At 54.3% G+C, this 18,991-nt stretch carries 21 protein-coding genes and 2 tRNA genes; 7 read left to right on the top strand and 16 right to left on the bottom strand.

The window, feature by feature from the left end:
• Nucleotides 1-78: 78 nt before the first annotated feature.
• On the top strand, nt 79-1,695 hold the full coding sequence (locus GRI36_RS10955; RefSeq protein WP_160598492.1) for a lysine--tRNA ligase: 1,617 nt from the start codon (nt 79-81) through the stop codon (nt 1,693-1,695).
• A gap of 21 nt (nt 1,696-1,716) precedes the next feature.
• Here the strand turns inward: GRI36_RS10955 and GRI36_RS10950 are convergent, their stop codons facing one another.
• Nucleotides 1,717-2,385: a prolyl hydroxylase family protein gene (locus GRI36_RS10950; RefSeq protein ID WP_160598491.1), complete on the bottom strand. Its 669-nt coding sequence runs from the start codon at nt 2,383-2,385 to the stop codon at nt 1,717-1,719.
• A 98-nt stretch (nt 2,386-2,483) separates the two neighbouring features.
• Here GRI36_RS10950 and GRI36_RS10945 point away from each other — a divergent pair, with 98 nt between their 5' ends.
• Nucleotides 2,484-3,044 carry a cytochrome b gene (locus GRI36_RS10945; RefSeq protein WP_160598490.1) on the top strand — a complete coding sequence of 187 codons (561 nt, stop codon included), beginning with the start codon at nt 2,484-2,486 and terminating at the stop codon, nt 3,042-3,044.
• A 544-nt stretch (nt 3,045-3,588) separates the two neighbouring features.
• On the opposite strand, the gene GRI36_RS10940 is transcribed toward GRI36_RS10945, so the two are convergent.
• Nucleotides 3,589-4,527: an RcnB family protein gene (locus tag GRI36_RS10940; protein WP_160598489.1), complete on the bottom strand. Its 939-nt coding sequence runs from the start codon at nt 4,525-4,527 to the stop codon at nt 3,589-3,591.
• 142 nt (nt 4,528-4,669) lie between these two features.
• Here GRI36_RS10940 and GRI36_RS10935 point away from each other — a divergent pair, with 142 nt between their 5' ends.
• On the top strand, nt 4,670-5,308 hold the full coding sequence (locus GRI36_RS10935; protein ID WP_235902228.1) for a PNPOx family protein: 639 nt from the start codon (nt 4,670-4,672) through the stop codon (nt 5,306-5,308).
• A 3-nt stretch (nt 5,309-5,311) separates the two neighbouring features.
• Here GRI36_RS10935 and GRI36_RS10930 read toward each other — a convergent pair whose 3' ends face one another.
• The 3 genes from GRI36_RS10930 to ettA form a co-directional block, all read right to left on the bottom strand.
• On the bottom strand, nt 5,312-5,845 hold the full coding sequence (locus GRI36_RS10930; RefSeq protein ID WP_328598380.1) for a response regulator: 534 nt from the start codon (nt 5,843-5,845) through the stop codon (nt 5,312-5,314).
• A gap of 20 nt (nt 5,846-5,865) precedes the next feature.
• Entirely contained in the window at nt 5,866-6,141 is a 276-nt protein-coding gene (locus GRI36_RS10925; protein WP_202392290.1) for a hypothetical protein, read from the bottom strand.
• A gap of 274 nt (nt 6,142-6,415) precedes the next feature.
• Nucleotides 6,416-8,089 (bottom strand): energy-dependent translational throttle protein EttA, encoded by a 1,674-nt coding sequence (gene ettA / locus GRI36_RS10920; protein ID WP_160598488.1) that lies wholly within the window; start codon nt 8,087-8,089, stop codon nt 6,416-6,418.
• A gap of 128 nt (nt 8,090-8,217) precedes the next feature.
• Between ettA and GRI36_RS10915 the strand changes: the two genes are divergently transcribed.
• The gene (locus GRI36_RS10915) at nt 8,218-9,609 is read left to right on the top strand and encodes a M28 family peptidase (RefSeq protein ID WP_160598487.1); all 1,392 of its coding nucleotides are present in this window, start codon (nt 8,218-8,220) and stop codon (nt 9,607-9,609) included.
• Nucleotides 9,610-9,642: 33 nt separating this feature from the next.
• Here the strand turns inward: GRI36_RS10915 and GRI36_RS10910 are convergent, their stop codons facing one another.
• The 5 genes from GRI36_RS10910 to GRI36_RS10890 all read right to left on the bottom strand — a co-directional run bounded on the left by GRI36_RS10910 (nt 9,643) and on the right by GRI36_RS10890 (nt 14,222).
• Complete coding sequence (locus GRI36_RS10910; protein ID WP_160598486.1) at nt 9,643-11,010, bottom strand: MATE family efflux transporter; 1,368 nt, start codon at nt 11,008-11,010, stop codon at nt 9,643-9,645.
• Between the two features lie 89 nt (nt 11,011-11,099).
• Nucleotides 11,100-11,176: transfer RNA gene (locus GRI36_RS10905), tRNA-Pro, on the bottom strand.
• A 65-nt stretch (nt 11,177-11,241) separates the two neighbouring features.
• Nucleotides 11,242-11,318 (bottom strand) — tRNA-Ile (locus tag GRI36_RS10900).
• 121 nt (nt 11,319-11,439) lie between these two features.
• Complete coding sequence (locus GRI36_RS10895) at nt 11,440-12,429, bottom strand: polysaccharide deacetylase family protein (protein ID WP_160598485.1); 990 nt, start codon at nt 12,427-12,429, stop codon at nt 11,440-11,442.
• A gap of 71 nt (nt 12,430-12,500) precedes the next feature.
• Nucleotides 12,501-14,222 (bottom strand): sensor histidine kinase, encoded by a 1,722-nt coding sequence (locus tag GRI36_RS10890; protein WP_328598379.1) that lies wholly within the window; start codon nt 14,220-14,222, stop codon nt 12,501-12,503.
• A 242-nt stretch (nt 14,223-14,464) separates the two neighbouring features.
• Here GRI36_RS10890 and GRI36_RS10885 point away from each other — a divergent pair, with 242 nt between their 5' ends.
• Nucleotides 14,465-14,929, top strand: coding sequence for an Lrp/AsnC family transcriptional regulator (locus GRI36_RS10885; RefSeq protein WP_160598484.1), 465 nt, complete (start codon nt 14,465-14,467; stop codon nt 14,927-14,929).
• Between the two features lie 24 nt (nt 14,930-14,953).
• Nucleotides 14,954-15,358: a c-type cytochrome gene (locus GRI36_RS10880; protein WP_235902226.1), complete on the top strand. Its 405-nt coding sequence runs from the start codon at nt 14,954-14,956 to the stop codon at nt 15,356-15,358.
• 107 nt (nt 15,359-15,465) lie between these two features.
• Here the strand turns inward: GRI36_RS10880 and GRI36_RS10875 are convergent, their stop codons facing one another.
• A complete protein-coding gene (locus tag GRI36_RS10875; protein ID WP_160598483.1) occupies nt 15,466-15,633 on the bottom strand; it encodes a hypothetical protein in 168 nt (55 codons plus the stop codon).
• Nucleotides 15,634-15,642: 9 nt separating this feature from the next.
• Here GRI36_RS10875 and GRI36_RS10870 point away from each other — a divergent pair, with 9 nt between their 5' ends.
• The gene (locus GRI36_RS10870) at nt 15,643-15,882 is read left to right on the top strand and encodes a hypothetical protein (protein ID WP_160598482.1); all 240 of its coding nucleotides are present in this window, start codon (nt 15,643-15,645) and stop codon (nt 15,880-15,882) included.
• Nucleotides 15,883-15,902: 20 nt separating this feature from the next.
• Here the strand turns inward: GRI36_RS10870 and accC are convergent, their stop codons facing one another.
• From accC to GRI36_RS10845, 5 genes are all read right to left on the bottom strand, one after another.
• Nucleotides 15,903-17,255, bottom strand: coding sequence for an acetyl-CoA carboxylase biotin carboxylase subunit (gene accC, locus GRI36_RS10865; RefSeq protein WP_160598481.1), 1,353 nt, complete (start codon nt 17,253-17,255; stop codon nt 15,903-15,905).
• Nucleotides 17,256-17,262: 7 nt separating this feature from the next.
• On the bottom strand, nt 17,263-17,751 hold the full coding sequence (gene accB / locus GRI36_RS10860) for an acetyl-CoA carboxylase biotin carboxyl carrier protein (protein WP_235902225.1): 489 nt from the start codon (nt 17,749-17,751) through the stop codon (nt 17,263-17,265).
• A 96-nt stretch (nt 17,752-17,847) separates the two neighbouring features.
• On the bottom strand, nt 17,848-18,294 hold the full coding sequence (locus GRI36_RS10855) for a type II 3-dehydroquinate dehydratase (RefSeq protein ID WP_160598480.1): 447 nt from the start codon (nt 18,292-18,294) through the stop codon (nt 17,848-17,850).
• A gap of 74 nt (nt 18,295-18,368) precedes the next feature.
• Nucleotides 18,369-18,536, bottom strand: a complete 168-nt coding sequence (locus GRI36_RS10850) for a hypothetical protein (protein ID WP_160598479.1) — start codon at nt 18,534-18,536, stop codon at nt 18,369-18,371.
• A gap of 31 nt (nt 18,537-18,567) precedes the next feature.
• Nucleotides 18,568-18,981, bottom strand: a complete 414-nt coding sequence (locus tag GRI36_RS10845; RefSeq protein WP_160598478.1) for a holin family protein — start codon at nt 18,979-18,981, stop codon at nt 18,568-18,570.
• Nucleotides 18,982-18,991 lie beyond the last annotated feature (10 nt).

The raw sequence follows: 18,991 nt of genomic DNA, 5'->3' as shown, positions 1-18,991 counted from the left end.
CGGTTCAAAGCAGGATTAAGCTGCAACGAGACATTCTTCGCACTTGCAACACGGAGCGCAACGCGCAAAAGCGCTGCCATGACTGACAGCACATTGATCGAGACCGCTCGCGAATCCAAGGCATGGCCTTTCCTTGAGGCTCAACGGCTGGTCAAACGCTATCCTGATGGAATGAAGCCGGATGGTTCGCCTGTGCTGTTTGAAACGGGCTACGGCCCCTCGGGTCTGCCACATATCGGTACGTTTCAGGAAGTGCTCCGCACAACGTTTGTCCGCCGTGCATTCGAAGCGCTGACCGGTCAGCCCACTCGGCTAGTGGCATTCAGCGACGACATGGATGGTTTGCGCAAGGTGCCAACCAATCTACCCAATCAGGAAATGTTGGCTGAGCATTTGGGGAAGCCGCTTAGCCGCATTCCCGATCCGTTTGAAAAGTTCGAAAGTTTTGCCGCCCATAACAATGCGATGCTCCGCGATTTTCTCGACCGTTTCGGTTTCGAATATGAATTCGTTGCCGCTTCGGATCGGTATAACAACGGTCATTTCGACGACGCATTGAAGAATGTCCTCGAGCATAATCAGGACATTCTTGACATCATGTTGCCAACTCTGCGGGCTGAACGTGCTGCAACCTATTCACCGATTATGCCCATTTCACCTACGACTGGCATTGTGTTGCAAGTACCGGTCGAGATCGTCGATGCGCAGGCTGGCTTGATCCGGTTTACGGACGATGACGGTTCTGTGATCGAACAATCTGCGCTTGGCGGACAGGCAAAGCTGCAGTGGAAAGTCGATTTTGCGATGCGCTGGGTCGCGCAAGGGGTCGACTATGAAATGTACGGCAAGGATCTGACGGATACTGGTATTCAGTCCGGCAAAATTGCCAAGGTTCTTGGTGGCCGCAAGCCGGACGGTTTGATCTACGAGCTGTTTCTTGACGAGAATGGTGAAAAGATTTCCAAGTCCAAGGGTAATGGACTGACAATTGAACAGTGGCTGGAATATGGCACGGAAGAGAGTCTTGGGTTTTATATTTTCCCCAATCCGAAAAGCGCCAAGCAGTTGCACGTGGGGGTAATACCGCGCGCGGTGGATGACTACTGGCAATTCCGCGAGCGGTTGGCCGAGCAGCCGCTCGATAAGCAGCTTGGCAATCCAGTCTGGCATTTGTTGCGCGCCAATTCGCGTATAGACGGCCCCGAAGCGCCAGGCGCTGGTGATACTGTACCAGTGACCTTCGGTCTGTTGCTCAATTTGGTTGGAGTACTGGGCGCAGAGGCTAGCCGCGAACAGGTTTGGTCGTATTTGGCCAACTATGTGGCCGATGCTGATCCGGCGAAGCACCCTGCGGTCGACACTATGGTCTCGGCAGCTCTGGCTTATAATCGCGATTTCGTTGCGCCCACACTGAAGAAGCGTGCGCCGGCAGAAAATGAAGCGGCGGCATTGCGTGCGCTTGATGCTGAGTTGGCGAAATTGCCTGACAATTATCCTGCGGAAGATTTGCAAACCAAGGTGTATGAAATCGGTAAGCAAGAAGAATTCGGGTTTGAAAATTTGCGGGACTGGTTTCGCGCGCTTTACCAAACGTTGCTTGGAAGCGATCAGGGCCCGCGGATGGGCAGCTTCATCGCGCTCTATGGTATCGCTAATTCGCGCAAGCTGATTGCAGAAGCTTTGGGGTTGGGGTGAACTGCTGAAGCGGACGCCGTATTATTTCCACGTCCGCGTTCGATACCATTTGGTCAGGACGTATTTGACCCCAGCTTCAACCGGCGTTCCGGCATGCAACGTATCGGGATTGGGCGCCCCTTCAACATCGGCGTTGTTCCAAACAAGAAGAACTCCGGGTTGAGGTGCTATCTTCAGATCTAGCTCTGGAAATTCGGTTGCGCCGCCCTGTTGGACTTTGTTTAGAAAGGCCATTGCCGTCCAGCTGCGCTGGCCGCCGCGTCCACGTTCCTGCTTCCAATATTCCTGATCGGTATGAAAATAATCATTATGGGGCTTAAACTGTTGACCGACATAATAACGCTGGCCCTGTATCGCCTCGCCATAGGCCGCAGGTAGCCCCAACGCGGTGTCTATTCGCGTCGACAGATCCTTCATTAAAGCGTCGTGCGGATCGAGATTACCTGAATAGGAAGTTCTGAAGCCGTCTTGATGGGTTCCATCATAGAGCTCGCTAGGCTGCGCGATAACGTCAATCATGCTGTTTAGGCGCCCGCACTCCAAAGCCGTCAGGAAGTAACTGATCGCGTAAACTTCTGCCTTGTCAGTCGGTAGCTTCTGGGCATTGGGGTGTGCATCCAAATGCCGCCGGACGGTGGCGCCAACGCGCTTCAGCGCGTCTTGATCGGGAACGATTGCTGTCTTGGCCATAACTGGTTTTCTAGCACTGAAATCCACGGCATCAAGTGGTTGGCTTGCCGCTTCCTGCGATATCGCTAAATTGAAATGATAAAAGGCATATTGAGTCGATGATGAGCGCAGCAAGTCAGTCCCGCTATTCCAAGGGCGCGATGATATTTCACTGGGTCATTGCGATCGCAGTGATCGTCAATTGGCGGCTGGTTGAGGCTGCCGAGCATTTGACCGGTGATGATAAAGGCTGGTGGATGGGGCACCATAAGGCCCTGGGTATGACGATCCTGTTTCTAACAATCGGGCGTCTTTTGTGGCGGTGGACGCATCCGGTTCCTGCATTGCCAAGCAAACTTGCCGCGTGGGAGCGAATCTTGGTCCGGGCTGTACATATCATTTTCTACGTGTTGCTGGTTGGCCTGCCGCTGGGCGGCTGGCTTGCCACATCCTATTTTGGCGGTTTTATCGACATTTGGGGTCTGTTTACCGTGCCGGGCCTGCCAGTCGGAGACTCGCGAGAGACCGGAAAGGCTATCATCGGTTTGCACAAAACCGGCGGTGAGGTGTTTATGTATCTGATTGGTTTGCACATCCTTGGCGCACTCAAGCATACGTTCTTCGATAAGAACGGTGGCATTTTCAAAATGCTACCATTCGGACAAGTGCCAAATTCATAATTGAGACATATCGATGGTCGTGAGTGTGCGAGATTTTGTAAAACCTCCTATGCGTTCTCAGCATTTATAGGTTCGCTCCGATTGGTGCGAGGGCAGTTCGCTGATTTACGGTGGGTTCGGCGGCGATGATGCTCATGCATGCGCATCACAGCCCTTTAACTTAGAGTCGAGCGCGCAGACCTTATGCGTAAGCAGCGGCTATATTATGGCCTAGCAGTTTGAAAATTTCTGGGGGCTCGCATCCGACACAAGCGCGCAATCGAATTAATAATGTTGGCAAAAATTACGGGCTACTGCGAGGCCGACCGATTAATTCACGGACAAGGAAGCATCAGTTTCGAGGCTGGCATAGCGCTTGAGACCGCTATGCTACATTGATTGTTTGCCAATCCAAAAGTCGCCGAGATGATGGACGCCAATTACAATCCAAATCAATCGTTAGATACGGTGCGCCGACTGCGGGGCCTCAAGTGGAAACCCCCGCCAGATTGCTCTGACGGGGGCTCCATTCCGGTCAAGGTCGACCGGGCTCGGTGGTTTGTAATTACCAGAAGAAATCGTGGATCACGTCGACCACTTCGCCGGTGTAAGTGTTTACCAGCAAAACATCGTCATAATAGCGAACCCAGCGGTAGGGTCCGTAAACTTCTGGCAGGCGGTAGGTCCATGGATCGTTGATCCAATAGCGGCTGCTGAAGAAGACGTTGCCAAGATGGAAGCCGATGTTGATGCGGCTGTACCGATAGTTCCGATACGGTGCATAATAGCGACCTAGGCGGTATGTGTTCCGGTAATTCCGACGGTGGCTGTTCCAATTATAGCGGCTATTGTTGCGCCACGTATGACGGTTCCACCGGCGTTGGTTCTGCCGATAATGCGACCGGCGTTCAGCTCGACGATTATCGGAGTAGGTCCTATTCCTGTCGCTATTGCGATATGTCCGGTTCCGTTCAGAACGGGCATCTGCACGGCGGTTTGCACGGCGTTCGACCTGCCTTTCGACGCGGCGCTCTACCTGGCGATCTGCGCGCGTTGCGGTACGGCGGTCTGCTTGACGCTGCGCAGTCTGACGCTCGACACGGCCGCCGTAGCGGGTTGTAGACCGCCGTGCTGCAGGTTCGTGGCGCTCGGCCCTGCGCTGCTGACGAGTGTCTTGGCGAATGTCTTGGCGAGTGTCTTGCCGCGCTTGTTGGCGTTGCTGTTGACGAGCTTGTGGACGCTGAGTGTTGTTGTTGCGCGTCTGGCGCTCTTGGCGGTCCTGCCTCGCTTCACGGCGCTCGCGATTGTCTTGGCGCGCTTCACGGCGTTCGCCACGATTGCCCCGGGCACGGTCGCCTCGTGTGCGGTCTCGGTCGGCGCGCTGCGTATCTGCTGACGCCGCCTCAGCCTCTGCAGCTGAAGCCGATTGAACGGGAAGGGCAAAAGCGATGGCGACGGCTAGGGCCGTCGCGCTACCTGCGGATAGTAATTCTCTCAAAGTCATAGCGGCACTCCATTTTTAAACACCGCGTCCACCCAGCGGCCCTGTTGATGAAAATGGTTCTAGTTCATCTAAACTGACTTGAAACTGAACGAACGCCACTGGCCGAGGTTCATGTCTCGAGGCAAGATGGTGAAATATTGGAATGATTGACAGGGTGGCGTCGGGCGTGACTAAGGGGACGATGGAAATGACTCTCGATATGGTGGCGCAGGATATCAAAACCCGGCTTATTGAAGGCGGGAAGATGCGCAAATCAGCTTTTCATACATTGGTCGTGGGCACGTCTGATATTGATTTGCGGGTCATGGTGCTGCGCGAATTTGATCCGGTAACGGGTACGTTGCGCTTCCATACTGATTTGCGGAGTCCGAAAGTGGCCGCAGTTACCAATGATCCTCAAATGACTGTGCTGGCGTATGATTCCGAAGCCAAGGTGCAGATCAGGATGCGCGGTAAAGGGCGAGTGGAAAGCAGCGGGCCAATTGCCGACAAGGCATGGAGCGAAGCCACCAATTTTGCCAAACGATGCTATCTCGCAGAAGCTCCGCCGAGCTCGCCAAGCGATGGGCCGGTATCGGGCCTGCCTGATTGGATCGAGGGTATTACACCGGAGGATGCGCAAGTTGCTGCCGCGCGTGAGAACTTCGCGGTCCTACTGGTGTCTGTGCGCGAATTTGATTGGTTGTATCTGGCCAATACCGGACATCGGCGCGCGAAAATTGTGGTTAGGTCTAGTTCAGGTGATGGTGCGTCAGCGGCAACGCAATGGCTAGTTCCATAACTGTTAAGCAGCTCCGATAGCTGCCAATTTTCCGACAAGCTGTGCTTCATTGAACGGCTTAGTGACGAACTCGTCAGCTCCAGTTTCGATAGCTTTATGGATGTCCATGGCGCTCGAATGCGTTGTGCAGAACACGATCTTTGGCCTTTTCTTATCGTTTAGCGCGCGCAGTTCGGCAAGAAACTCGATGCCAGTCATTATCGGCATATCCCAATCGAGAATTATCAGATCGGGCATGGCAAGCTTGCATTTGGCTAGCGCTTCCTGACCATTCTCTGCTTCGTCAATTGTGTAGCCAAGCTTCACGACAATCTGGCGGGATACCTTGCGGATCATCCGTGAATCATCGACCAACAGGCAAGTACGAGATGGCGCTGGCTGGGCAATGCGGGTCGGACCAGCAGGCGAAGCAACATGGCGTCCGAATGTCTTGGCAGGCTCTGCTTGCGGCGCTTCTGCCTGATCTATTGGCGGTGGGACTGGCGCAGGCGCAACTTGGGGTTCTATCGCAGGCTTATCCTGCTCTTGGCCGGGCACGGGCGCATCGATACGTTTGATCAGATTGTGAATGGTAAAACCTCCCCATCATGGTTCGCAGCTTGAGCCGCAGCAGGGGTCTCTTCAACCTCACCAGCCGTCTTGCGCACATGCAGATATGGGACCCATACATCGCCATAATCGGCTTTCTGATACCACAGGTCGATCACATCATAGGACGCCCAGAAGCCGTTCGGCTCTTGCAAGCGCAAACCCTCTCCAATGCGCGGGACAACCGCGAATTTCAGCTTTTCATGCGTCTGATGCGTCTCGTTCTGGATCTCGATGTCGATCACGTGCGCGTTCCCTATGTTCTTGCACGTGTGTCATAATGTAAATTGGTTGATGAAATACAAATTCGGTTTTGAGTGGCTTGGGCGCGAGTTGAGATCGCATGACAGGGTGACAATGGTGACGCCGTGCTACCCTGCTAGCGGTGAATTTAGCTATTGAATTTGAGGGCTAAACACCCTGTTCTTGAAGTTGGCAATTGCTGAAGGACGGCGGCTCCAAAGGTGGCATTGGGCTGAATGAGTTGAAGAGACGACTTTAGCTGTGATTACTCGGTGCTCACCTAGTAAGCTTCTTATACGACAGCCGTGTGGGCCGGTCCGCTGCATCGCCCAACCTGCGGCGCTTATCTTCTTCGTAAGCTTCAAAGTTGCCCTCGAACCATTCAACATGGCTGTCGCCTTCGAACGCAAGAATATGCGTAGCCAGACGGTCGAGGAAGAAGCGGTCGTGCGAAATTACCACCGCGCAACCGGCGAAGTTTTCGATGGCTTCCTCCAGTGCGCGCAATGTTTCAACGTCGAGATCGTTGGTCGGCTCATCGAGCAGGAGGACGTTGCCGCCTTCTTTGAGCATTTTCGCCATGTGCACTCGGTTGCGTTCACCGCCCGACAGTTTGCCAACGACTTTCTGTTGATCCGCGCCTTTGAAGTTGAACGCGCCAACGTAAGCGCGCGTGCTCATGTCGTGGCCATTGACCTTCATGTAATCCAGTTCATCTGACACTTCTTGCCAGACATTGTTCTTCGGGTTCAGATCATCGCGGCTTTGGTCAACAAAGCCGAGGTGGACGGTTTCGCCGATTTCAATGGTTCCGCTATCCGGCTGTTCCTGCCCTGTGATCATTTTGAACAGGGTCGATTTGCCCGCGCCATTGGGACCGATTACGCCGACAATCCCGCCCGGTGGCAGGATAAAGCTGAGGTCTTCAAACAGCAATTTGTCGCCAAACGCCTTGGAAATGCCCTTGGCTTCGATAACTTTGCTGCCGAGCCGTTCAGGGACCTGAATTACGATCTGCGCCTTGCCCGGTTTGCGGTCTTTCTGGCTGTCCTGCAATTCTTCAAACTTGCGGATACGCGCTTTAGATTTTGTTTGGCGACCTTTGGTGCCCTGACGAATCCATTCGAGTTCTTCGGCGAGCGCTTTCTGGCGGCCGGAATCCTCGCGGTCTTCCTGCGCCATGCGTTTCGATTTCTTCTCGAGGTAAGTCGAGTAATTGCCTTCGTAAGGATAATAAGACCCGCGATCGAGTTCCAGAATCCATTCCACCACGTTGTCTAGGAAGTAGCGATCGTGCGTGATCATCAGCACGGCGCCGGCATATTCCTTCAGATGGTTTTCCAGCCATTCAACGCTTTCGGCATCAAGGTGGTTGGTCGGCTCATCGAGCAGCAGGATTGATGGCTTCTGAATCAGCAGGCGGGTGAGCGCTACGCGGCGTTTCTCACCACCTGAAAGATTGGTGACTTCCATATCGGATGGCGGACACCTCAGTGCCTCCATCGCAATTTCAAGCTGATTGTCGAGCGTCCACCCATCGACCGCATCGATCTTTGTTTGCAGCTCGGCCATTTCATCGCCAAGTTTGTCAAAATCCGCGTCAGGTTCTGCCATTTCGGCAGAGATTGCATTGAAGCGTTCGACCAGATCGGCGGTAGCCCGTGCGCCATCCTTTACGTTTTCCAGAACAGTTTTGCTTTCATCCAGTTCCGGTTCCTGCTCCAGATAGCCAACCGTGATGTTTTCGCCCGGCCACGCCTCGCCAGTGAAATCGGTATCGATACCGGCCATGATTTTAATTAGCGTGGATTTACCTGCGCCGTTGGGGCCAACGATGCCGATCTTCGCGCCTTGATAGAATTGTAGATTAATGTTTTCCAAAACGGGCTTTTTCGCGCCGGGGAAAGTCTTGGTCATGTTCTTCATGACATATGCATATTGCGCGGCCATCGGGTCGGTCCTTCGAGGTATTGTTTGGTGTATGTGGATATGCGCCTGCAGATAGGGTCTCAAAGCCAATCGGGCAAGCTGGACTTGCGCGCTGGACTTGGGGCGCGACCGCCGATAGCTAGCGCTTCATGAGAAAAAACCTGCTTGCGCTTGCCGCACTTTCGCTATCCGTTTCCTATTCGTCTGTTGCTGTTGCCCAGCATAGCGGTGCGATGACTTTGGAAGAGGGTGCCGATAAAGTTTTGACCGCCGATACGTTGGCTTGGGATTTTGTTGAAGGGATCACGACCGAGGTTGGTCCGCGTCAAGCGGGAACAGAAGCAGAGCAGCGCGGCCGTGATTGGGCGGTAAAATGGCTCAGGCAAAACGGTTTCGAGAATGTCGCGGACGAGCCGTTCATGATGGAAACCTGGGTGCCGGGTGCATTGGCCAGCGCAGAGATAACCAGCCCGTTTCCGCAACCTTTCGAAGTAACGCCATTGGGCGGAAGCGCTTCTACCGGGACTGACGGTATCGAGGCGGAAGTCGTGTATTTCAAAACCATCGCGGAACTGAGCGCTGCGCCGGAAGGCAGCTTGAAGGGCAAAATCGCCTATATCAGCCATTCGATGACGCCGACGCAGGACGGTTCGCAATATGGCTTTGCCGGACCTGCACGCTGGGTTGGCGCAAGTATCGCCCAAAGCAAAGGCGCGGTCGCTTCGGTGATCAAGTCCATTGGCACAGACAAGCACCGCAACCCGCACACAGGCGGAACGCGGGTGGTGGATGACATGATTCCAGCTGGTGCTTTGTCGATCCCCGATGCTCTTAATCTTGAACGCATGTTTGCGCGGGCAGGCGACCGTCCGATCACCATGAAGCTGGTTCTCACCCCTCAAAATCGGGGCATGACCCAGAGCGGCAATGTGGTGGGCGAAATTGTCGGGCGCGATCCGTCTTTGCCGCCGGTTCTGCTGGCGTGTCATATTGACAGCTGGTGGAACGGTACCGGCGCATTTGATGACGGGGCAGGGTGCGGCATTATCTCCGCCGCGGCGTTGCATGTATCGCATACTGGCCAGCCGCTGCGCACGATCCGCGTATTGATGGCCGGAGCAGAGGAAGTGGGCTTGTTTGGAAGCATCGCCTATTCCAAAGCGCATATTGACGAGCCTATCGCCGTGGCCTTTGAAAGCGACTTCGGGGCAGATCGCATTTGGCGCTTTGAAAGCAATTTTCGCGATACCAATCCTGATCTGCACGCTGAACTTGCTGCATCGGTCGCACGTTTCGGTGTCGCCAATTCCACAATTGTCGCCAGCGGCGGCGCGGACATCAATATTGCCCGTGATCAGAAAACTGCGATCATCGATTTGCAGCAGGATGGCACCCGATATTTTGACCTTCACCATACGCCGGACGATACTTTGGACAAAATCGATATTGTTCAGCTGCGCCAGAATGTTGCAGTGTGGACCCAGATCGCCGGAATTCTGGCAAATTACGAAGGTTCGATCCAAGGTGAAGTGGCGCAATAAGGCATAATTCAGGCAAACTGACGGGAGCCCGTTTTATCGGCTGGCTGTCCCCGAGGTTCGAAAACTCTGGCCTATCAATCTGGGCATCATCACCAATTGCAAAAGGGCGCGGGCCACCAAGAATATGACGAAGGATAGCCATAAACCATCGTTACCTAACGGCCAGGTAAGCCAAAGCGAGATCGCGAAAATTGCCGCCGCACCAGCCATCGTCAATAATAGAGCCCGCGTCCAACTTGCGCCGACAAAAACTCCGTCGAGCACAAAGCCGGCCACCCCAGCAAAGGGTATCAATATCAGCCATGAAGCGCTCGATTTGGCGGCATCAGCGACGGGGACGGTAGCAGCAAAGCTCTCTAGGATCGGCCCACTGAATCCGGCAAAGCCTATTGCCACGAGAGCAGCAACGGCAAATCCCCGAACTAGCGTTTGTTTGAAATAAAACAGAAACCCGGCGCGGTCTCGTGCACCATACCGCTCACCATTCAAAACCTGCGCCGCGTTCTCAAATCCGTCCAGAAGCAGCGCTGTTAGAACAAACATCTGATAGATAATGCCATTGGCGGCCAGGACTACCGGGCCGCGCTCAGCGCTAAGCCGAGTTAGTGCGGAAAGTGCAACCATTAGCAATACCGTCCGTAAAAACAGGTCTCGGTTGACGGCTAGGAACGGGCGTAGCGATTGCCAGCGGTAATGTGCCCTGTCGCGAAGCTGGGTTAGCAAGGCTAAGCCTATTTGGCCGCGCAGAACAAAAACCAAAACTGCTACCAATTTCAAAAACTCGGCAGCAAAACTGGACCAGCCAATGCCGGCAATGCCGAGGTTCAGACCTATCACAAACCACAGGCCGAGGCAGATATTGACGAGATTATAGCCGACTTCGAATAGTAGAACCGCGGCCATCTGCTTACGTCCGATCAGAAATCCGATTAGGGCGAGGTTCGCTAAATATGCTGGAGCAGACCAATAGCGGATATCGGCGTATGTTCGCGCCGATTCCAATACGGCTCCCTCTGCACCTAGCAGTCCAAGAAGCGAAGGCAGGATCAACGGTTTCAATAGCAACAGCGCAGCGGCAATTACCAATCCAACCAATAGCCCGCGCAACAGGGTCACAGCCTGCGCATCCTCACCAGACCGGGTGCCATCTTGTGCAACAAGTCCGGTGGTTCCGGTTTTGAGGAAATTCATCACAATGAACAGAACCGCGAACAGGCGCGCTCCGATATCAACCGCGCCTTGCATTGGTGCATCATTCAGGCGCCCGACAATCCACATATCGCCAAGCCCTATAAAAGCAGTGGCGACATTGGTGACCATCGCAGGCAAGGCAATTGCCCAGATCGTACCGGTGCTTAATGGGCCATTGCTGGTTTGAGGCTGTTCGGAATAGAGGGACATTGCACCCGTTAATCGGGCAACGCAGAGGTAAATGGAACCCAGTGATTTGTTAAGGGCCGCCCGCAGGCGCAAATACTTTTAAGTGAAAATGGTCGGGGAGACAGGATTCGAACCTGCGACCCTCTGTTCCCAAAACAGATGCGCTACCAGGCTGCGCCACTCCCCGACATTTTCGTCCATACTTTAGCCGTCTGCGGCAAGCCCGCAACGGATTGCGATTCTGCCGGCATCTGGTGGGCCCGGCAGGATTCGAACCCGCGACCTAGCCGTTATGAGCGGCCAGCTCTAACCAACTGAGCTACAGGCCCACAAAGATACCTAAAGCATGCGCTGCACAGTAATTCCCAAGCAGCGGAGACGCGCCTAGCGATGGCGGGCGCAGGTGGCAAGCGTCGTTTTAGTCAAAAAGCGAAAAATTACCGAATTCTTCTAGGAAACCTCGACTGATTCCATGATTTCCTTAACTGTGGTGGGCGCGACCCTCCGCATCTCGAGGTAGGTGTAAATGCGCCGCCACCAATCATACAAGGCGTCTAGATCAGCTTCGCTTCGTACATAGGGCGTGTTCCCAGGTACAAGAGAAGGGCTGTGAAATGACATCACAAGTAGCGGAAGGCCGTCATCCAGGGCCATATCAATGCCGCGCAATGCTTCTTCGGCTGTAACGCCTTCGGGCGTCAGCGGAATACGCTCTAGCAACCCCAATTTTGCGGCGAGGCCATGCAGGCGAGGAATTCGAGCAAGAGCTGGGAACAGCATCTTGCCTTGTCTGCGAAGCATGCCCCAATAAACTGTTGTAAGTGGCAATTCGAGCAGCCGGCGCTCCACATCGACCCAGTAGGGCGCGAGCGGATGGTTCCGATAATCAGGACCGCCCGCAGCGCTATAGTCAAAATTGGCGCGAACCGAGCTGTCGATCCCGATGCCAGCGCGTTTAAGTATTCCCGACGAAGCGGGGCCAAGCCCGTAACGGCCAGCGCGGTATATCTGTGGTGTAATGCTAAAGTTTTTCTGGATTTCATCCCGCAAGGCAAGGAACTTCGCTTCCTCCAGCTCGGCCGGTAGATTGCCAGCATAGCTATTGTGCGTATTGATTTCCTCCTCAAACGGAGGGTTGACCCAAGGGTGTAGCTGGATCCCGAGCTCGGCCTTGCCGCTTGCGAGTGGTTCGGCAAGAATATCAGCGGCCAACTTCGAAGTCGCGACGGGCCAATCGACAAGATAGACAGGGCTAACACCTAGTCCTTCGCAAAATTGCTGGAATTTGGCTAACCGGCGAACGTGGTCAAGACCGTGGCCGCTCGCCTTAAAGGGGCCATTCCAATCGAATTCTTCTTCGGTATCGACGGTCAATAGGGCGCGCTGCCCGAAATTGGCGGAGAAAAGTACTTCAGACCCATTTGCGGGTGGATCAATCATTGACCGGTCCAAATGCCAGTACTCCCCTGCTGTATGCCGCCGATGGCGGGCTTAACCGATCAGTTCGCTTATCAGGCGTGGGATTGGCTAGGTGCGGCTTCAGCGGCGGTCAAGGGTGGTATAGTGAGCAGCAGCCAATCATCAACCCGCCTTAGATCACCGCCAATTGCGCGCGCTTCAGCCCGAACCAGCCGCAAGGAAAAGCCTGATCCAAACATTCCGGCGCTCAACGAGCCGCTGGTCGGCTTGCTAGATGAGTTGAAAATGTCGTCTTTGGCGGCAAGCGACATGGGCATTTCGCAACTCAGCTGCAAATTTCCATCGCTGTCTTCTAGCTCGATTTGCAAATGCTCACCCGCGCCGATTGCGCCCGTGATGGTGGCAAGCAGCCGCCAAGCCATAGCTTCAGCGTCAACCACCGTCAGCGGGATGGCCGGAACAGGTGCCACGCCCAATTCGTAGCTGGCTGTGCGTGGTTTCAGCACTTCCTGCAATTGCCCGACCTGTTCGATGACGATCGTCGCAAAATTAGTTTCGCCCGGCTCAATTTCAAGCGCGCCGGTTTCCAGCCGTGCAAGCCGGTCCAGTTCGTCAAATCCGGCCAACATCCGCGCACTGTCACCGGCAATGCTAGCAGCAAGCGCACGGTATTCATGCGGAGCTGGGCCGAATAATTGCTGCTGAATCACTTCGGAGAACCCCTGAATTGCATTCACCGGCGTGCGGAGTTCATGCAGCAATTGGCGCAGGCGGTCCGCTTCGCTTGATTGCCGAAGGCCGTGAAGGCTTTTAACATTGGTAGGCATGCGACGAATCATGCCTGCATACCCGAAAAACCTACCGCCCGGCTGGGTGAAACGTGGGCTGGCGTCTACGATCCAGTCCCCTTCAATGATAGGTGCACCTTCAAGGACTAGCGGAAGACCACGCAGCGGCTGCCGAAATCGAATTGCCTCGTATACGTGAGGGTTATCTGGCGAATGGCCTAGGTTCAGGCCAATCACCGCAGGAGCAACTCCGTCGCTGGCCCAATCAATTCTGCCTCGCATATCTGTAGAAAAGGCAAAGCCAGATAAAGGCGATTTTTCGACCTCTGCGGCAAGTTCGCTCAGTGGCAAATGCGGCGCATCTGCGCTCGGCGATGGGGGCAAAGCGCGGGCCATACGAAATGCCTCGATGCGTTTGACCAAGGCCCCAATCGCGGTATCTTCCTCCACTATATCGGTCAATTCGAGGTTGTCTGGCTGATCGTTTGCTGCCTGGGGGATTTTGGCTGCCTTGGGCACTGTTAAAGTCGAATCAGATTGATCTTCTTGTCGCGCGGGTACTGGCAATCCGCGGTCCTGAATGCCCAAGCGTTCAAGAATATTGATGGTTGAATGCGACAAGTCGCGGCGTAAACGCAGAAATCCTCGCGCTCGAATTGGTAGGCGCGGGATCAGTGCCTCCCAATCGTCGTCGATCAAACTCGCTTTGGTCAATGCCGCCGCTGCTACTTCGGGTTCGTCTTCTGCAAGATGCGCAACAAGTTCGGCATTGCGTACGCGCAAGCTCGGATCGCTGATCATGGCGGCGCGCTCGGTGGCTGATATACCCTCGCCGAGCGCGCCAAGCCTCAACCACGCCGCCGCCATCAGGCTTTCCTCTTTGTTGCGCGCTACGTTGCTTGGCTTGTTGCCTAGCAGATCGAGCAACTGCCTGAACTGAGTCCGTGCCGCACGCTCTCCCGCTGCGCGGTGGCGCAATACGGTGGCAAGGCGGTCATCGAAGTGCATGGCAGTCTGGGTGTTCACTTTCGGCCGTAAGGCAAGCAGGTTGGACGACGTTATTGACGCGCGGGCGTACCGTCGGGAATTCTCGACTCTTGCGGCTCTATCACTTTCAGCAGGGCAGGGAATGGCCACCCTGTGGAACGTTGCAAAGCGGGACAATTGCTGTCAGGAACAATAATATTGTCGGTGGGATGATATAAACGTGGCATTCATTGCCGAACGGCGCTTCATTCTAAGCGCGAGGACTGATAGGGGCGAAAGAGATGGCAAATCTCGACGAGATTGACCGGCGTTTGCTTGCCGAATTGCAGAATGAAGGGCGTGTAACCAACGTAGAATTGGCACAGCGCGTCGGATTAACCGCGCCGCCATGCTTGCGTCGCGTTCGTTCGCTCGAAGAAGAGGGCGTAATTAGGGGCTACCATGCCGAACTGGATGCCTCGCAATTGGGTTTTGCAATCACCGTTTTCGCGATGGTTAGCCTAAAAAGCCAGGCAGAGAGCTCCCTACGCGAATTTGAAGATCATATGAACGCGCTGCCTGAAGTGCGCGAGGTTCACATGCTCAATGGTGAAATCGATTTTATTCTCAAAGTGGTCAGCAGAGATTTGCAGAGCTTTCAGGAGTTCTTGACGAGCAAGCTGACGCCTGCGCCAAATGTCGAAAGCGTCAAAACATCGCTGACCATCCGGACTGCGAAGCATGAACCGGGTGTGCCTCTAGATTAAGATTGAGAGAGAAGGTTGACCTGCTTGAAAGCGCTGAGAAAAATTACACTTATATGCGGCATTTCCGCGCTTGCAGCGTGTCAGGCTGATCGGCCTAACCCTGTTGTTTCTGCAAGCATGTCTGATGCCAATATGGCCTTGGATGCGGGGCTCTCGGTTCAAGCCAAAGCAGGATACGATCTTTCCGAGGCATTGTGTTCCGGTTGCCACGCCATCGTTTCGAACCAGTTGTCTCCTAACCCTGAATCGCCTGGGTTTGAAGCGATTGCCAATACCGAGGGGCTCACTTTGGTGACGCTAAAGGATTGGCTACGCGATTCGCACAATTATCCCGAGAAAATGAATTTCGAAGTGGTTGATGAAGATGTCGATGCGCTCGCAGCGTATATCATTACCTTGCGTAGCAATGATTATCAGCCAGCAATCTAAGGCTTATAGTTAGTATCAGTCATGCTGAGGTTACCGCTTCAATTTTGGGAGCGGTTTTAGCTTCTCAGCTAGCCATTGCTGAAGATTCGAAGTGCCATTCCAGTAGCTCAAGCGATGATCAGAACCAAATTTTGACCTATGCGGGTAGGGAGACTGCCAGTTACCTCTTCCTTCGCACTGATGACAAGATTGTCATAACCCAAACGGGTGTAACCGCGTTGATGGACTTTGCCACTGGCGAGCAAGTCGATGATGCGGCCGAGGTGCTTCCGCATGGTACCTCTATGATGGCAATCTATCCTGTAAAAGGGCAGCCAGATTTTTCTTCCAGCCCAATCGGAAAGGAATTTGAGCAGGAGCTGGGAACTCAGCTTGCATTTCAAGAAGCGCGACAAGCGCCTTACAGAAATAGGTCAGAGCAAGATAATCTCACTGTTCACATTTGGGAATATGGTGGCCGTTACAATGGGCGATTCAAGCCGCAAATTGTGGCGGAAATTTCTATCAAATTACCGAGAGCTTAATTGAGCTGGAGCCAAATACTCTAGCTTTCCTCGCGCTTAGCCAGCCATTCTTCGAGCCATTTAATCGAATAATCGCCATTCAGGATATCATCCTGCTGGATTAATTCGCGGTGGAGCGGGATTGACGTTTTGACGCCTTCGATGACCATCTCTTCGAGTGCTCTGCGCAAGCGCATGATGCAGCCTTCGCGGTTGCGGCCATAGACAATCAATTTGGCAATCATGCTGTCGTAATATGGCGGGATTGAATATCCGGCATATAAGCCGCTGTCGACGCGCACATGCATACCGCCTGCGGCGTGGTAGGATGTAACTTTGCCAGGGGAGGGGGCAAAGGTGAACGGATCTTCCGCGTTGATCCGGCATTCAATCGCATGGCCCTTGAACTCTATTTCCGATTGTTTAACCGAAAGTGGTTTGCCATCGGCAACGCGGATTTGTTCGCGCACGAGGTCCACTCCGGTGATCATTTCCGTGACTGGATGTTCAACCTGCAGACGGGTGTTCATTTCGATGAAATAGAACTCGTTATTTTCCCAAAGGAATTCGATAGTGCCTGCTCCACGATAGCCCATATCAGCCATCGCTTTGGCGCAGATATCGCCCATACGGTTACGTTCCTCGGTTGAAAGAACCGGAGAGGGCGCTTCTTCGAAAACCTTCTGGTGGCGGCGCTGCAGAGAACAATCACGCTCGCCCAAGTGGATCGCATTGCCTTTACCGTCGCCAAACACCTGAAATTCGATATGGCGCGGATCGCCGAGATATTTCTCAAGATAAACCGTCGCGTCGCCAAACGCCGACTTCGCTTCATTGGCTGCAGCTTGCATCAGGCTGGCAAGCGTATCGGGGCCTTCGCAGACTTTCATTCCGCGCCCGCCACCGCCGGATGCTGCCTTGATAATAACGGGATAACCGATTTCATCGGCGATTTTCTTGGCTTCTTCGGGGTCGCTTACCGCGCCGTCAGAGCCGGGCACCAAGGGCAGGCCAAGTGCTCCAGCCGTGCGCTTAGCTGCGACCTTGTCGCCCATCGTGCGGATATGTTCGGGCTTCGGACCAATCCAGGCAATATCATGCGCTTCTACGATTTCGGCGAATTTCTCATTCTCCGACAGGAAGCCATAGCCAGGGTGGATCGCGTCGCATTGGGCAATTTCAGCGGCTGAAATAATTGCTGCGGTATTCAGATAGCTGTCAGTTGCTGATGGCGGGCCAATGCACACGGCATGATCTGCAAGCCTTACGTGCATCGCGTCCGTGTCTGCAGTGGAATGCACTGCGACCGTTTCGATGCCCATTTCATGCGCGGCGCGGTGGATGCGCAAGGCAATTTCGCCGCGATTGGCAATCAATATCCGGGAAATACCCATGGTGCGTTTACCCGATTACTGCGAGCGGCTGGTCAAATTCGACCGGCTGGGCATTCTCGACCAAGATCGCCTTGATCGTGCCGGCCTTGTCGGCGGTGATCGGGTTCATTACCTTCATCGCTTCGATAATGACCAGCGTATCGCCTTCCTTCACCGCGTCGCCGACATTGACGAACGGACCTGATTCGGGGTTGGGTGATAGGTAGACTGTACCGACCATCGGAGACTTCATTGCGCCTGAATGATCGGCGGCCGCCGCTTCGGCTGCCGCTGAAGCGACGATTGGTGCGGCCGGAGCGGGCGCAGGTGCGGCCATCATCGCGGGTGCAGGTGCAACAACTCCGCCGCCCCGAGACACGCGAATCTTGCGCTCCCCATCTTCCACTTCGATTTCGGTGAGGCCAGTTTCGCCCAGCATCTCGGCCAGCTCGCGAACCAGTTTAGTGTCTACTTCCATGCCAGTCTTTTTGCCAGCAGAACCCTTGGTATCGGCCATAAATGCCCCATAGTTAGTACAGACCTTTGCCTATGCGCGGCATCGGGCCGTAGGGCAAGAGGGTGAGGTGGTTTTTGGTGCCGATTATGGTGCGGATTAAAGCAATGCCGCAGCGTCCAACGCTACAACATATCCTTTTGCACCAAGGCCTTGGACACATTGTTTTGCAGCCATTCCAACATAGGATTTATGGCGAAATTCCTCGCGGGTGGAAGGGTCTGAAAGATGCACCTCGATTACCGGAGTGGTGATGGCGCGGATGGCATCGAGCAGCGCGATTGAGGTGTGTGTATAGGCGGCGGCATTAAGCAAAACCGCCTTCGCACCCTCTGCCTGCGCCTCGTGCAACCAATCAACCAACATGCCTTCATGATTAGTCTGGCGCATATCGATCGTCAGACCGAGCTCGCGCCCGCGGTCCTCTAGCATTCCGGCAATATCATCGAGCGTGTCGGAGCCATAGATATCCGGCTCGCGAAGCCCGAGTAAATTGAGGTTGGGGCCATTGAGTACGAAGATGGTATTGGCGGTAATAGTGCTCATAGGGATAAGCTTAGCGGTTCAGGCTAAGAACCGAAAGGCTGAATAAATGGAACACATGGAACAGAGTTCAAAAGCTAATTTTCGGTCACTTGATGCGTGCGTCGAATGTCCGCAATGGCTTGGAAGGCGGAAGGTTCTTCGCTGCCGTAAGTTCGCCATTCGCTAGAATCATTATTTGTTTCCGTTTGATCGAGCCTGTGAAAACTAAGCGTAATGTCACCAATGGGGACCTTAGCGGGCATGGTGCTACTCATTGCGACTCATGCTGGAATCCTACTGCTCCAAACCCTTTACCTTGCCCCATTGACGCGCGGCGGTGTAACCGAGGTAGCCGGTGCCGAACAGCGCGTAGAGCGGTTCGGGTAAGCCGCTGAGATAGGCGTTCATACCCGATGCGATGTCTTTGGCGGTGGCGGGGCTGAAGGCGGCGAGGATGCCCATTGGCAGCGCGGTCAGCAGCAAAATATACATTACATAGAGGAAGCTGGGGCGGGCGCGGCTAGTCCATGGGTCTTTGGAATTGGCCTCGGCAACAATCGCAGCGAGACGTGCCTCTATCGATTGCAGTTCATGCGTGCCCTCAAGCGCGAGCAGTTCCAATTTAGCTTTGGCGCGGGCTTCTTTGTCGGGGATGATCTTGTCGATCAGCGAAGCGATTGGTCCGATTAGCGATTCGATGAGAGCCATAGCGAGATCC

Source organism: Pontixanthobacter gangjinensis (genome assembly GCF_009827545.1).
Lineage (GTDB): Bacteria > Pseudomonadota > Alphaproteobacteria > Sphingomonadales > Sphingomonadaceae > Pontixanthobacter > Pontixanthobacter gangjinensis.
Note: the sequence above shows the minus strand (reverse complement) of the source record. Positions and strands in the feature narration are given on the sequence as shown.

What these genes read in the sequence shown, in the direction of transcription:
- GRI36_RS10955 (WP_160598492.1), top strand. Translation starts at nt 79, where the DNA reads ATGACTGACAGCACATTGATCGAGACCGCTCGCGAATCCAAGGCATGG.
- GRI36_RS10950 (WP_160598491.1), bottom strand. Translation starts at nt 2,385, where the DNA reads ATGGCCAAGACAGCAATCGTTCCCGATCAAGACGCGCTGAAGCGCGTT.
- GRI36_RS10945 (WP_160598490.1), top strand. Translation starts at nt 2,484, where the DNA reads ATGATGAGCGCAGCAAGTCAGTCCCGCTATTCCAAGGGCGCGATGATA.
- GRI36_RS10940 (WP_160598489.1), bottom strand. Translation starts at nt 4,527, where the DNA reads ATGACTTTGAGAGAATTACTATCCGCAGGTAGCGCGACGGCCCTAGCC.
- GRI36_RS10935 (WP_235902228.1), top strand. Translation starts at nt 4,670, where the DNA reads ATGATTGACAGGGTGGCGTCGGGCGTGACTAAGGGGACGATGGAAATG.
- ettA (WP_160598488.1), bottom strand. Translation starts at nt 8,089, where the DNA reads ATGGCCGCGCAATATGCATATGTCATGAAGAACATGACCAAGACTTTC.
- GRI36_RS10915 (WP_160598487.1), top strand. Translation starts at nt 8,218, where the DNA reads ATGAGAAAAAACCTGCTTGCGCTTGCCGCACTTTCGCTATCCGTTTCC.
- GRI36_RS10910 (WP_160598486.1), bottom strand. Translation starts at nt 11,010, where the DNA reads ATGTCCCTCTATTCCGAACAGCCTCAAACCAGCAATGGCCCATTAAGC.
- GRI36_RS10895 (WP_160598485.1), bottom strand. Translation starts at nt 12,429, where the DNA reads ATGATTGATCCACCCGCAAATGGGTCTGAAGTACTTTTCTCCGCCAAT.
- GRI36_RS10885 (WP_160598484.1), top strand. Translation starts at nt 14,465, where the DNA reads ATGGCAAATCTCGACGAGATTGACCGGCGTTTGCTTGCCGAATTGCAG.
- GRI36_RS10875 (WP_160598483.1), bottom strand. Translation starts at nt 15,633, where the DNA reads ATGCGGAAGCACCTCGGCCGCATCATCGACTTGCTCGCCAGTGGCAAA.
- GRI36_RS10870 (WP_160598482.1), top strand. Translation starts at nt 15,643, where the DNA reads ATGATGGCAATCTATCCTGTAAAAGGGCAGCCAGATTTTTCTTCCAGC.
- accC (WP_160598481.1), bottom strand. Translation starts at nt 17,255, where the DNA reads ATGGGTATTTCCCGGATATTGATTGCCAATCGCGGCGAAATTGCCTTG.
- accB (WP_235902225.1), bottom strand. Translation starts at nt 17,751, where the DNA reads ATGGCCGATACCAAGGGTTCTGCTGGCAAAAAGACTGGCATGGAAGTA.
- GRI36_RS10855 (WP_160598480.1), bottom strand. Translation starts at nt 18,294, where the DNA reads ATGAGCACTATTACCGCCAATACCATCTTCGTACTCAATGGCCCCAAC.
- GRI36_RS10850 (WP_160598479.1), bottom strand. Translation starts at nt 18,536, where the DNA reads ATGCCCGCTAAGGTCCCCATTGGTGACATTACGCTTAGTTTTCACAGG.
- GRI36_RS10845 (WP_160598478.1), bottom strand. Translation starts at nt 18,981, where the DNA reads ATGGCTCTCATCGAATCGCTAATCGGACCAATCGCTTCGCTGATCGAC.